This window comes from Kiritimatiellia bacterium, assembly GCA_026417735.1.
Taxonomy (GTDB): domain Bacteria; phylum Verrucomicrobiota; class Kiritimatiellia; order PWTM01; family PWTM01; genus CAACVY01.
The window spans coordinates 62,679-76,172 of sequence record JAOACR010000012.1 but is presented as its reverse complement, the minus strand read 5'-3'; the positions used below and the strand labels follow the sequence as shown (position 1 = coordinate 76,172).

10 protein-coding genes are annotated in these 13,494 nt (G+C 67.6%); 7 read left to right on the top strand and 3 right to left on the bottom strand.

The window, feature by feature from the left end; translation table 11 throughout:
* On the bottom strand, positions 1-356 hold a 356-nt coding region (locus N2652_07050), incomplete at its 3' end, for a hypothetical protein (protein MCX7818945.1).
* A gap of 99 nt (positions 357-455) precedes the next feature.
* On the opposite strand from N2652_07050, the gene N2652_07045 reads away from it, so the two are divergent.
* Positions 456-1,148: a hypothetical protein gene (locus N2652_07045; protein ID MCX7818944.1), complete on the top strand. Its 693-nt coding sequence runs from the start codon at positions 456-458 to the stop codon at positions 1,146-1,148.
* Between the two features lie 4 nt (positions 1,149-1,152).
* On the top strand, positions 1,153-1,965 hold the full coding sequence (gene mazG, locus N2652_07040; GenBank protein MCX7818943.1) for a nucleoside triphosphate pyrophosphohydrolase: 813 nt from the start codon (positions 1,153-1,155) through the stop codon (positions 1,963-1,965).
* A 14-nt stretch (positions 1,966-1,979) separates the two neighbouring features.
* On the opposite strand, the gene N2652_07035 is transcribed toward mazG, so the two are convergent.
* Entirely contained in the window at positions 1,980-2,864 is an 885-nt protein-coding gene (locus tag N2652_07035; GenBank protein ID MCX7818942.1) for a sugar phosphate isomerase/epimerase, read from the bottom strand.
* A gap of 247 nt (positions 2,865-3,111) precedes the next feature.
* Between N2652_07035 and thrS the strand changes: the two genes are divergently transcribed.
* From thrS to ade, 3 genes are all read left to right on the top strand, one after another.
* Entirely contained in the window at positions 3,112-4,863 is a 1,752-nt protein-coding gene (thrS, locus tag N2652_07030; protein ID MCX7818941.1) for a threonine--tRNA ligase, read from the top strand.
* Positions 4,864-4,870: 7 nt separating this feature from the next.
* The gene (gene infC, locus N2652_07025; protein MCX7818940.1) at positions 4,871-5,497 is read left to right on the top strand and encodes a translation initiation factor IF-3; all 627 of its coding nucleotides are present in this window, start codon (positions 4,871-4,873) and stop codon (positions 5,495-5,497) included.
* 273 nt (positions 5,498-5,770) lie between these two features.
* Positions 5,771-7,483, top strand: a complete 1,713-nt coding sequence (gene ade, locus N2652_07020; protein ID MCX7818939.1) for an adenine deaminase — start codon at positions 5,771-5,773, stop codon at positions 7,481-7,483.
* Positions 7,484-7,504: 21 nt separating this feature from the next.
* Here the strand turns inward: ade and N2652_07015 are convergent, their stop codons facing one another.
* Positions 7,505-9,586 carry a lysylphosphatidylglycerol synthase domain-containing protein gene (locus tag N2652_07015; protein ID MCX7818938.1) on the bottom strand — a complete coding sequence of 694 codons (2,082 nt, stop codon included), beginning with the start codon at positions 9,584-9,586 and terminating at the stop codon, positions 7,505-7,507.
* Positions 9,587-9,610: 24 nt separating this feature from the next.
* On the opposite strand from N2652_07015, the gene N2652_07010 reads away from it, so the two are divergent.
* Complete coding sequence (locus N2652_07010; protein MCX7818937.1) at positions 9,611-10,867, top strand: polysaccharide pyruvyl transferase family protein; 1,257 nt, start codon at positions 9,611-9,613, stop codon at positions 10,865-10,867.
* On the top strand, positions 10,864-13,446 hold the full coding sequence (locus N2652_07005) for a phage holin family protein (protein ID MCX7818936.1): 2,583 nt from the start codon (positions 10,864-10,866) through the stop codon (positions 13,444-13,446). The genes N2652_07010 and N2652_07005 overlap by 4 nt, the downstream gene beginning before the upstream one ends.
* Positions 13,447-13,494: the final 48 nt, after the last annotated feature.

Sequence of the window (13,494 nt, the reverse complement as noted above, 5' to 3'; positions counted from 1 at the left end):
GTCTCCGCCCGCCGCAGCGAGGTGTCGACCATCGCCATGAGCGGGGTGCCGCGGGGAAGGGACCGCACCGACTCTGCGGCGAGCCGGGCGGAAAGACGGCGCAGATCCTCTTCGAGCTGCTTCGCCTGGCGGGTCGCGTCGGAACGCTGCGCGTCGAGCCGTTGCATCTCCGCCTGCAGCCGCTCGATTTCCATGCGGGCCTTCAACCGCTCCAACTCGTTCCGCTGGAGCCGCTCCAACAGCACATTGTACTCGGTGAGCAGCGGGGGAGCGCCGGTGGTCGACAGCTGCGCGGGCGCGATCGCTGCTGCTGTGACCAGCCCCGCGGCGATCCCTGTCGAAATGATCCGATGCATGTCGCTCTCCGTGTGCGCGCGGGCCGCTTGACCTGGCGCATCACGCGCACCTAAGATATTAGACCTTTCGTTCGCGGCAGGAAAGGAATCCGAAACACCATGGCTGACGACGTTCTGATGGAGCTTCGCACGCCGAACCGCGCGATGGTGATGGAGCTGGAGACCTTTGCGATACCGTTGCGTCGCGTGCTGTTCGAGGCCGCGCGCGAGGCGTTGTCCGAGCAGGGAATCACGTTCGACGAGGCCGCGATGATTCGGTACGGCGTGCACGCGGCGCCTCGGCGGATCGCCGCCGCGCTCGCCGCTGCGTACGGTCTGAAGCCGGCCGCCGAGTCCGCCCTGGCCGAGCGAATCGAAAGGGCCGCGACGCGGTTCCTGGAGTCCCCCGCGGCGGTCCCGCTGATCGGGTTGGACCGGGTGCTGAATCTGGCGATCGAGCACAACGCGCGACTGGGATTCGTGTCGTGGCAGCCGGAGGCGGCGGCGGCCGCGCTGATCGAGCGGCTGGGCTTTTCGAGGTGGACGCCGGTCGTCTCCTGCTCGCCGTCGCCGGCGGGAGAGTTTCCAGGCGCCGACAGCTGGTTGCGGCTGCTGAAGTCGATGGCCCGGCGACCTCAAGATAGCGTCGCACTGGTGAACTCGCACGTGGCGTGCCGGTCCGCGCTGACCGCCGGGCTGCGGATCGTCGTGGTGCCGGATGATTTTACGTTGCACCAGGATTTTTCCGGCGCCGACGTGCTCACCCACCACCTCGCCGACCTCGACGCCCAGATGCTGTTTGGCCGCCTGTAGTCCTATGTCGCTGCCCGCCCGGCCGATTGACCGCCTGTTGGAAATCATGCGGACCCTCCGGTCGCCGGGCGGCTGCCCGTGGGATCGCCAACAAACGCTCGCGACACTGAAGCCGTATCTCCTGGAGGAATGCCACGAGGAGATGGAGGCGATCGACAGGGGCGATCCCGATCGCATCCGCGAGGAGCTCGGTGACGTGCTGCTGCAGGTGGTGTTCCAGAGCCAGATTTGCTCCGAGGCCGGATGGTTCGATTTTGAGGACGTTGCGGCGACCATTGCGGATAAGCTGATTCGGCGTCACCCCCATGTGTTCGGCGAGGTGAAGGTCAGCGGAGCCGAAGACGTGTTGCGGAACTGGGAGGCGATCAAACGCAAGGAGTCGGGCGACGCTTCCGCTTCGGCCGGCTCCCGGATGGAGGGCGTGCCCCGCACGCTGCCGGCCCTGCGCCGCGCCGATCAGATTCAGCAGCGCGCCGCGCGAGTGGGTTTCGACTGGCCGGACCGCGCCGGCGTATTCGAAAAGCTGCAGGAAGAGGTCCGGGAGCTTCGGGCGGCGACGGCGACGGCCGACAAGCGTCGCGTCAGCGAGGAGCTGGGCGATGTGCTATTCACGCTGGTGAACCTCGCACGCGCGTGGGGAGTGGATGCTGAAGATGCGCTGCGAGAAGCGACCGACAAGTTCATCCGCCGGTTCCGCCGAATGGAGGAGCGCGCTGCGGCCGATGGCACGGACCTCTCCCGGTTGAGCCCGGAAGAGCTGGACGCGCACTGGAACGCGGTGAAGGCCGAGGAAGCTCCTCCCGAAGCACCGCGCTGACCTTCTGGCGGCGCTCAGCCGCCCACGAGTCGCTCCACGAACTCCCGCGCTCGGCGTGCCTCGGTCCTCAACGAAGGGGCATCACCCGGTTTCAGACACTCGACCACTAGCGGACCGCTTCGGAAACCTCCCGCGATCAGCTGGTCCATCAGCTTGCGGAAATTGACACGACCATCCCCGGGCGTGAGCAAAACCCGGCCTGGCGCCGCCGGCTCGTAGTCCTTCACGCACATGCCGGTCACCAGCCCCGCCACCGCGGGCGCGTCGACGGTCGGATCAAGCCCGCCGTTGGAGTAGTACAGAATATTGCCGGGATCGTACCAAATGCGAAAACTCGGATGGTTCACCCGTTCGACCGCGGCGCGACATTGCGGCCCCGTCGCGTTGAGTCCGCCGTGCGGTTTCAGGCTGATCTCGACATTCCGGGCCCTCGCATGTTCGCAACAGTCGGCGATCGCCGCGTAATATGCGTCGTAGAACTCCCGGCGGCCGATCCCACCCATCAGCAGATTCCGGGAGCCGCAGATGGCGCACAGATCAATGAGCCGTCGCAGCGCGGCGGCGCCGGCGGTCGCCGAGACGGCGACGGGAATATCCCCGCCGTACACAGAGACGATGGACAGCCCTCGCTGCCGGACTTCCGCGCCGATCTGCGCGGCCTCCTCCTCGGTGACGTCCGCGCTGATGACGAGCCGCCGCGGCAACTTGGTGGTCATGAGGCCGACGTAACGAAACCCGGCCTCCGCGATCGCGTCGAGCGCGAAGCGGAGATCGAACTCTGCCCACGGGCGGGTATAGCAGCCGATCCGCCACTGTTCCGCCGGGGCGGTGTGGCGGCCGGCCGCATTGAGCAGGCCGGCGAGTGCGGCCAGTCTCAGACATGCCCTTCGGCGGATCATCGAAACTTTCCGGCGCGGCTGCTCTTCGGCTCCGTTGCCGGACGGATCGAAGCGTCGCACACGGGAGGGCTCATATCAATTCCACCAGCGCCCGGTTCCGAAGGTTTGCTCCCCCCGCAGGGGGCGAGCGACGGCGCGCCAGCGACTTGCGCGACGCGCGAAAATGGCGATACTGCGGACACGTTGCGGGCGGCCTTCGGCGCAACCATCGCTGCTGCGGCCGGACGGAGCCGCCGCGCGATGATGAATGAATCGGACTGAGGCGAGCGATCTGCACACGATGCGCCACAGCGCGGCCCACGTGATGGCCGCGGCGGTCTGTCGGCTGTTTCCGGGCGTACGGCTGGACATTGGTCCGGCAACCGAGGACGGGTTTTATTACGATTTTGATCTTGAACACCGTCTCGGTCCCGACGACTTCGAACGCATCGAAGCGGAGATGGCCGCCATTGTGCGGGAAGATCACCCGTTCGAGCGATTCGAAACCACGCGCGAGGAGGCGCGGCGGCGACTGGAGGCGGCGGGTCAGACGTACAAGCTGGAGCGGCTGGCGGAGATCCCCGACGGTGAACCGATCACGTTCTATCGCAGCGGCGAGTTTGTGGACCTGTGTCGGGGACCTCATGTCGCCAGTACCGGCCGGATTGGCGTGTTCAAAATCCTGAGCGTCGCCGGCTCCTACTTCCGGGGTCGCGAGACCAATCCGATGCTGCAGCGCGTCTACGGCACGACGTTCCCGACGCGCGAGGAGCTCGAGGCGTATCTTCGTCAGCTCGAGGAGGCCCGGCGCCGCGACCACCGGCGGCTGGGGCGTGAACTAGATCTCTTTAGCGTGGAGGAGGCGGTGGGGCCCGGCCTCATCCACTGGCATCCGAAGGGTGCGCGGGTACGTTGCATCATCGAAGAGTTCTGGCGGCGCGAACACTTTCGTGCCGGCTACCAGATGCTCTTCACGCCGCACGTCGGGCGGGCGGAACTGTGGGCGACGTCCGGCCATTTGGACTTCTACCGCGAGAGCATGTACGCGGCGATGCGGATCGACGAGCAGGAGTATTTCATCAAGCCGATGAACTGCCCGTTCCACATCCAGATTTACCGTAGCCGCCGCCGTTCCTATCGCGAGCTGCCGATCCGCTACGCAGAGCTCGGCACCGTGTACCGGTATGAGAAGGCCGGTGTGCTGCACGGCCTTCTGCGGGTGCGGGGGTTCACCCAGGACGACGCGCACATCATCTGCGCGCCGGAGCAGGTCGAGGCTGAGATTCGCTCGGTGATCCGGTTCGCCCGGCGAATGTGGGCCGCGTTCGGGTTTGAGCGGATTGCGGCGTATCTAGCGACGCGTCCAGAGAAGGCGGTGGGTGAGCCCGAGCAGTGGACGCAGGCGATCGCCGCGCTCGAGACGGCGCTGCGCGCAGAGGGGATCCCGTACGAGACGGACGTCGGCGGCGGCGCGTTCTACGGGCCCAAGATCGACCTCAAGGTCCGCGATGCCATCGGCCGCGAGTGGCAGATGAGCACCGTGCAGTTCGATTTCAACCTCCCCGAGCGCTTCGACATGACGTACGTCGGCCCCGACGGCGCGGAGCACCGACCGTACATGGTGCACCGCGCGCTGTTCGGCAGCATCGAGCGGTTCTTCGGAATCCTGGTGGAACACTACGCCGGCGCGTTTCCGCTCTGGTTGGCGCCGGAACAGGTGCGCGTGTTGCCGGTCAGCGAGCGCACGCTCGCCTATGCGCGGCGCGTCGCAGAGACCATGGCCGCCCGGGAGTTGCGCGTGACAGTGGACGAGTCGCCCGATAAAATCGGCGCGAAAATTCGGCAGGCACAGGCGGACAAAGTTCCCTACATGGCTGTCGTCGGGCAGAAAGAGGAAGCGGCGGGCTCGATCGCGCTGCGACATCGTACGGAGGGAGAGCTGGGGGCGATGCCGCTGGAGGATGCGATGGCCCGTCTCGAAGAGGAAATCGCCCGCAAGGGCTGCTGCGCCGCCGTGTAACGCCGCGTTGCCTGGGCACAGGAGGACCACCATCAGGACATTCATCCGCACCAATCACCGCATCCGGGTTCCCGAGGTTCGCGTCGTGGGACCGGATGGCCGCCAGATCGGCATCATGCGCACCTCCGATGCGCTCGCGCTGGCCGAGCGCGAGCATCTCGATCTGGTGGAGATCGCGCCGAACGCCACCCCTCCAGTTTGCCGGATCATGGACTTCGGCAAATTCAAGTACGAGACGGAGAAAAAGGAGCGGGAGGCCCGCCGGCACCAGTCCGCCGGCCGCGTGAAAGAGATCCAGTTTCACGCGAACGTGGACGAGCACGACTACCAGACCAAACTGCGGAAACTCCGCGACTTCATTCAGGAGGGCCACCGGGTGAAGGTCGCGCTCTTTTTCCGCGGTCGAGAGAACGTCCATCAGGAACTCGGGTACGCGCTGCTGCAGCGCGTGATGAACGATTGCCAGGACATCGCGATGCCGGATCAGGTGCCCACCTCGATGGGCCGGATGCTGGTGATGATGCTCGGCCCCCGGCGGGGGCTTCGAAAACCCGCCGGCTCCCCGCCTGCGGGCACCTCGACAGCGGAGAGCGCGTCCCGGCCCGCGCCGCCGCCGTCCAGTCCGCCACGCTGATCCTTCCCGCTGCGGCGCCATCTCAGTTTCTCACGGGGGGCGGCAGTGCGGCCCGCCGGCCGAGAGCGCCGAGCGGATCGCCGGACGCCAACGGTATCTCGTGAGAACACCGGTGCGCGCCCTCGCACATCGGCGGACGAGGGGCCGGCGTCGAGAGTGAACCGGCACGCCGAAAGTCGGAGGGCGGGGGCGAACGGACTCGTTGCGCGGGCCAGTCAGGTGTACGCTGCATTCTCGGAAGGACCTTTTCAGCGGGCTTCGGCGATGGAGGACATGGAACTGCTTCAGCGGCGGCTGGCGGCCGCCCGTGGCGACGAGCTCTGTGACCTGGTCATCGAGAACGCGAGCGTCGTCAACGTTCTCACCGGAGAACTGGAATCGGTGTCGGTTGGAGTTTGCGAGGGCATCATCGTGGGGCTGGGACAGTATGCCGGTCGCGAGCGCGTGGACGCCGCCGGGCAGTTTCTGGTGCCCGGCCTGATTGATGCCCACCTTCACATCGAGAGCACGCTGCTGTCGCCCGGCGAGTTCGCGCGGGCTGTGGTGCCCCGCGGCACGACCGCGGTGATCGCAGATCCGCACGAAATTGCCAACGTGCACGGGGTAGAGGGAGTTCGGTGGATGCTGCGGGCGGCCCGCGATTTACCGCTGGAGGTGTTTGTGATGCTGCCCTCCTGTGTGCCGGCGACGCCTTGGGAGTCTGCCGGGGCCTCACTGGACGCGGCTATGCTGGCGCCATTGCTCGCGGAACCGGGGGTGCTGGGCATTGGCGAAATGATGAACTTTCCGGCTCTCATCGCGGGCGATCCGGAGATGCTGCGGCGCGTCGCGCTGGCCGGGGAACGAGTGGCCGATGGCCATGCGCCGGGCGTGCGGGGGCCGGCGCTGAACGCCTATCTGCTAGCCGGGGCGGCGACGGACCACGAGAGTACATCGCTCGAGGAGGCGCGTGAGAAGCTTCGGCGCGGGATGCATCTGCACCTCCGCGAGGGTAGCTCCGAGCACAATCTCGCGGAATTGGCAGCCGTGGTCACACCGCTGAGCTCTGAGCGTTGCTCGCTGGCGAGCGACGACCGGCATCCCGACGATCTCATCCGGTACGGTCATATGGACCACGCGGTCCGGACTGCGATTCGCGCGGGTATTCCACCGCTCACTGCCATCCGGCTGGCCACGTGGACCGCCGCACGACGGTACGGGCTGCGTCGTCTCGGAGCGATCGCGCCCGGCTACCAGGCGGATTTCTTTCTGACCGATTCGCTGGAGTCCTGCCGCCCGTCGCTGGTGTTCAAGCGGGGACGCGTCGTCGCGAGCGATGGTCACTGCGTCGCACACATTCCACCGACGCCACCGCCGCCGTCCGCCGCATTGAAGGTGGCGCCATTTGACGCGGCGAGCTTCGCGATCCCTGCGGACCGCCCGCGGCGCGTGCGGGTGATCGAGCTGGTGCCCGGTCAGATTGTGACGCGCAGTACGATCGCGGAGGCACCGGTGGTCGGGTCTCGACTCTCTGCGGACCCGGGTCGCGATCTGGTGAAGTTGGCGGTGATCGAGCGCCATCGAGGGTCGGGCAGAATCGGTCTGGGGTTCGTCCGCGGATTTGGGTTTCGCCGCGGCGCAATTGCGGGGACCGTGGCGCACGATGCGCACAATTTGATTGCGGCGGGTGTGCGTGATGAAGACATTGCCGCCGCTGCCGCCGCGTGTGTCGACATGGGGGGCGGTTTGGCGGTCGCCGCCGATGGAGGGACCCTCGCTCGACTGCCCCTGCCGATCGCGGGGCTGATGAGCGATCGGCCGCTGCATGAGGTGGTGAGGGCTCAGGAACGGCTGCTCGATGCCGCGCGTTCGCTGGGGGGCTCCCTGGACAATCCGTTCATGGCGCTCTCGTTTTTGTCGCTCACCCCGATCCCGGAGCTTCGGCTGACCGATCGCGGCTTGTTTGATTCGGTCTCGTTCCGACCCGTGCCGCTGGTGATCGACTAATCGTTCGATGCGGGCAACCCCTCATGGCGCCGGCAGTCGCTTTGGCCAGCGGTTGTTCCAGCCGTCAAAGCTCACCCGCACCGGCGGGCCGTCAGGCAACCGACGGACGAAGATCTGGTAGTTTGACTCGAACGCGAGATGATCGTGCTGGCCGGGCCGGCACGCACCCCAGAGGAGCCACTGACCATCGGGGGTGATGGCCGGGAAGTACTCGTGCCCGAGCGGCGCATCCAGGTCGAGTAGGAGTTCCGGCTCGCCCCGCTCCACCCTGCGGATCGCGATGCCGGTGCCCTGCTTCATGCCGCCCTCGCGGATGAAGACAATGCGTCGGCCGTCGGGATGCCAGACCGGTTCGCAGCCCGCGCCGAGGTGCTCGATCGCGCCGCGCTCCAGATCCGCGGTCCAGACCTGCCAGCCGCGGCGTCCACCGCGGTTGGAGATGAAGGTGAGCCGCCGTCCGTCGGGGCTCATCCTTGGCTTTACGATCGCGAATCCGCCGAATCCTTTCGGGCCGGGGAAAATCTCGCGCGGTTCTCCGCCCTGCAAGGGGACGATCATCACGCGTGAACGATCGCGTTCGAAAATCACCGTGTGGCCGTCGGGCGTGAAGGTCGGGAATGTGCCATCCGCGGCAAGCTGCCGGTCGTGGGTGCCGTCAGGACGGCAGATGCGAATCTCGCTGGGCGCACGTTTGGAAAGGGTGACCGCGCGCGCATAGACGATCCAGCTGCCGTCCGGTGAAACATCCGGATACATTTCGTGTTCCGGGCCATCCGCGACGGCCACCGGCGGAGAACCGTCCAGGGACATGCGCCAGATCCCAAAGCTACCTGAGCGGGTGCTGTCATAGACGATTTCTCCACCAAATGCCGCAGCGGTTGCGCGCAGCGCCGCGAGCTCTGCGGGGGATGGGCGGTCCGCCGGCCCCGCCGCGTGCGGCGCGACCCGCCGCGGCAGGCGCGCAATCCCGACCGCCAGGAGTGCCACGATCGCCGTGGCCAGCGCTGCTTTCGCGTAGAAGGCGGCGGGCCGGTCGCGCACTTGCATCGGTGCGGCCGGCGCACAGCGGTGACGCCATATTGGCAGCAGCAGCGCGACCAGCGCGGCCAGCCCGATCCCATATCCCCATGCCTGCGTGAAGAGGTGATGTGCAATACTGGTCATCTTCGCAATGTCCGGCGCAAAGCCCAGCAGCCGGAACACCACTGCCCAGGTCCCCTCGTACACACCGAATCCGGCAATGCCCGAGACCGGAAGGCTCGCCGCCATTTCCGAGGCGCAAAGACCGAGAAACACGCGGGCCGGGTCTAGGTCGGACCAGGTGTGCCCGAGTGGGCTGAGCAGCGCATAAAGAAAGACGTACAGCGAGGCGTACTTGCCCACCCGCAGCAGGATGGAAAGTGCCAACACGCGTCCATAGAGGCCGGCCGCCTGCACTCGGCGTACTTCCGCACCGGTGTCCTGCAGCAACGTGCCGATGCGCTCTCGCCAGCGGCGGCCGCCCGGCCACGCGCGCCGCACCACCTGCGCGGCGAAGCTCAGCGCCGATGGCAGAATGGCCAAAGCCGCGATGGTGCCCGCCAGTAGCACCAGCCCACCAGCGAGCAGGCCGCCCGCGGGCAGCGCACCGGCCGCGCCAGCGCGCCAGGCCGCCAACACGATCAGCGGTGCGAGCGCGAGAATCTCAAAGACAAAGGTAATGGAAAACGTCGACATGGCCACCGCCAGCGGGATGCCGAGCCGGGTGGTGAAAAAGTACACATCAATCAGCGTGCCCAGGCGCGCAGGCAGCAGATCGGAGAAGGCATTCCGCACCAGCACGATCAGGAACAGCTGCCCCGGCGGCGCTTCAAAGCCGCCCAGCCTCAGCAGCAGGCGGTAGCGCCACAGTCGAACACCGCTGGTGGTCAACGACAGCACCGCGAACATCCCGATCCCGCGCAGGTCCGCATTGCGCAACAGATCGAGCACGTCGCCGGGCCGCACGTGGCGGAAAAGGTATCCCAGAATGGAAACCGTGATCGCCGCGTTGACCGCGACGATCACCCATCGGCGCAGTCCGCGGCCATCCCTGGCCGGGCCGCCGTTCGTTGTCTCGTCCATGACGAACCGGTAGCATGGGCACCCATGGACGACAAGCCGACCGCTGGTGGTGCGCTGCGTGCGGTCACGCTGCTCGGCTCCGCGTCGGGCCGCAACGCGGGCGACGCGGCGCTGATTGCGGCGATCCGCGCCGAAATCAATGCGGCGTGCGGCCGCCCGCTTCGCTATGAGGTGCCGACCACGCGACCGACGTTCATTCGTTCGGAATACGGGCCGGACGTCGAGCCGGTGAGTCTGCTGCCCTGGACCGGCTCGTTGCGGATGCTGGGCCCGACCACCTGGCGATCGGTGCTGCGGACGGACCTCTCACTGATTTTCGATGCGATTCTGTTCGACCGCGCGTTATGGAACCCGATGTTCAACTTCCTCTCGTCGCTGTATGTGGTGCTTGGCTGTGCGCATCGTCGCGGACGGCGCTTCGCCGCCTACAACGTGGGCGCCGGCCCCGTCACCACCGCGGCTGGGCGCCGGATGTTGCGCGAGCTTGCCGAACGAATGACGTTCATCACCGTACGGGACGAGGATTCGCGCGATGTGCTGCGGGAGCTCGGCCTGCGGAACCCGCGGCTGGTGGTTACTGCCGACGCGGCGCTCACTGCTCCCGCCTGCGATGATGCGCGCGCGGACGCGCTGTGGCGTGCGGCCGGCGCCGATCCCGCGCTCGCGCCGCCATTGCTTGCGGTGAACATCAACCGATATCTCGATTCGTGGGCCGGCGTGGGCGGCCCCCGCCTGACGCCCGAACGGTTTCTGCAGACGATGGCCGAGGCGCTGAACCGCGCGAACCGGCAGATCGGCGCGCGGGTGGTGCTCGTCGCGACGCAGCACGCGGACGTGCCGATCACGCGCCGACTCGCCGCGAGGCTGGCTGGCACACCGGCGCAGCCCTCTGCGGTCGTCACGAATGTCGAGCACTCCCCGGCGGACCTGAAGGGAATGCTGCGCCGGGTGGAGCTGTTGTTTGGCATGCGGTTGCACGCGATGATTTTGGCTTCTTCGGAGCTGACGCCGATCTGCGGTCTGGCCTACCAGCCGAAGGTTCACCACTACTATCGGCGGATCGGTTTGCGCGAGCGCAGCCTCGATTTTGCAGAGTTCGGCGCGGAGTCGGTCGCGGCGCATTTGGAGCTTGCATGGCGCGATCGCGCGGCGATCCGCGCGCGCCTGTGCGAAGTAGTGCCGCAGCTGCAGCGGCGCAGCCGGATCGCGGCGAGGCTGGTTGCCGCGGTGGACCGGGGCGAGGACCTCGACGCCGCGATTGCGCAGTTGGACGGCCGGTGAGCGCTGGGACCCACAGGCGTGCCGTCGCCGCGGCGACAGGGCTGGCCGCAGCGACGTTCGCGGTCTGGATAGTCTTCTCCTGGCCGCTAGCGCGGCGGCTCAGTGTCGGCATTCCGTCCTCCTCCCAAAACATTGAGATCGGCGCGGAGCGGCGGATGGTGCCGGGCGATCACCTGCAGCTCTTCTATCACTATTGGCTGGCGGCAGACATGCTCTCGGGCCGCACGCCCTGGTTTCACAACATCTACGAGTTCAACACCGGCGATGACGCGGAGCGGTTTCGGCTGCACGCGCATTACGCGCCGATGTCGTGGGTGTTCGCGTTGGGCTCCGTGGTCTTACCGCGCGCGGCCGCCTACAACCTGACGGGTCTGTTTTCGCTCTGGCTGACCGTTTGGCTGACCTGGCGGTTGGCGCGCCGTCACACGGAGGATCCGGTTTGGGCGGCGGCGGCGGGGGTGCTCGCGGTGCTGCTGCCCTACCGCTGGGCGCAGCTCCTGGGGGGTAGTCCGGCGGGGCACGCGATGGCGTGGGTGCCGCTGATTTGTCTGGGCGTGGACATCGCGGTACGGGAGCTGCGCGTCGCCGGGGCGGCGCTGGCGGGCATCGGGCTGCTGTTTGCGGCGTGGGGCGACAGCCACGTGTTCTTCTTTGGCGCGTTGGGGGCGGCCGGATGGGCACTCGTTGCGATGCTGGGTGCCGAGACGAGATGGAAGGACGCGGCGAGCGCGCGGCGACTGATTCGGCTGTTGCTGGCCGGGCTCGTGTTCGTAGTCCCCGCGGTACTGATGCTCTGGCTGAAAACCCGCCACCTGGCGGAGACGACCGCGGCGGTGGAGCGCACGCTTGCGGAAGTGCGCATCTTCTCGCCTTCACCGCGCGATTTTTTCCGGCGCGCTGGCGGTGGCCTGCCGGGGCACGTGTACATCGGTTTCGCGCTGCCAGTCCTTACTGCGGTGCTGACCCTGTGGCAGTTGAAGCGGCCGACCGACACGGCGGCGCGATGTCGTCGGCGCGCGTTCTGGCTGCTGATCGGACTGATGGGGCTGATCGGGCTGCTGGCGATGGGACCGCGCGGTCCGCTGGATGGGTTGGTGTGGCGCGCGGCCAGCCGCGCGCTCCCGCCGTACCGCTGGGTGCGCCAGCCGGCGAAAGTTCTGTGCCTTCTGCCCACCTACTGGCCCTTGGCGCTTGCGCTGGGTGCCTCGAATGGTTTGAACCTCCGCCGCCGGCTCGCGCTGCCCGTCACCGCGCTGGCGGTCGTGGCCATCGCCGCCGACTACCGCGGCCGCGTGTCTGCGACGGTCTGTCTGCTCGACGCCGAGAACGCCGCCTACCGGGCGGTCGCGGAAGCCGCTGCCGGCGAGGGCCGGCCCGCCCGCGCGCTGGTGCTGCCCATCTGGCCCGGCGATGCCGCAGAAAGCTCCGCGTATTCGTACTACGCGTCGCTGTATCGAATCCGGCTTGCGAACGGCTATTCCCCGGCGATCCGGCGGCGCTACCTTGCGACGTTCTATCGTCGTTTCCGGAACTTCAACCACGGCGACTTTGATGCGGAGGGGCTCGACGAGCTGTGGCGGCGCGGTATCCGAGCGATCGTGATCCATGAGGACTCCTCCGAAAAGGTCAGTCCGTTTCCGGCCGGTTTTCTCTGCACCGTGGCGTCGCAGCACCCGCGCCTGCGGCTATTGGCGCGGGACGGCCGGGTATGGGCCTATGCGTTGACGCCACCGACGGAGGGAGGCGGCGCGGAGGGGGCGGCGCAACCGGCGCCATTGGGTACGGCGATGTGGGCGCCGTCGCGCCGGCTTGAGGGAGAGCGCGGCCGTCCTCGTTCGTGGGAATTGACGGATCCGGCCTGCTCCGGCGGCGCGCACGGCGCGCTGTCGCACCCCTCGGACCTCATCGAGTTTCCCCGCGTGCCGGTGCGGTTTGCGCCCGACGTGGCGTGGCGGCTGCGCGTCCGGGGCCAGGGGACCCTCAACGCGGAGTGGGCCGGTGATTCGCAGACCAATCACATGGAGCTGATCGTGAAGTCCCCGGACGCATGGTCGTGGCTTTCGGTGTCGACCCCCCGCCTCAGCGATGACCGCGCCGCGCTGCGCCTCTCGCGGCGCGAGGGCCGCGTAGAGCTCGACGTCGCGCTGTTTGTGAACGATGCACCGCTGAACGTCGCCGTGGACCCTGTGCTTCGTTTGCCGGCGAGCTGGTTTTTCCGCGCGGGACATCTTGTGCCGGGACCGGGCGGCGGGCTCACGGCGGTTCGCCTCGAGCGCGACCGGGACCCGTCGGACCGCGTGTTCTATGGCCCGTGGCGTCCGCTGGCGCCGGGCCGGTACCGTGCCCGGCTGCAGGTTCGCGTGCCGGAACCGACCGCACCGGGGATCCATCTGGGTGACTTCGCGGTGGAGCAGCCTCCCGCCGGCTCGGTTCCGATCAAGGTGCCCGCGCCGACCGGGGGCAGCAGGCCCGAGATTTCGTTCGTTCAGACGAACGACATTCCCCTCATTGTCTCATTCCGGTTCAGCCGTGCCGCCGACCTCGTGATCGAGGCTCTGGAACTGGAGGCGGAACGATAGTGGCGCATCTCTTGCGGAGGCGAAAAGTTCGCGACGCCGAGGTCTTGC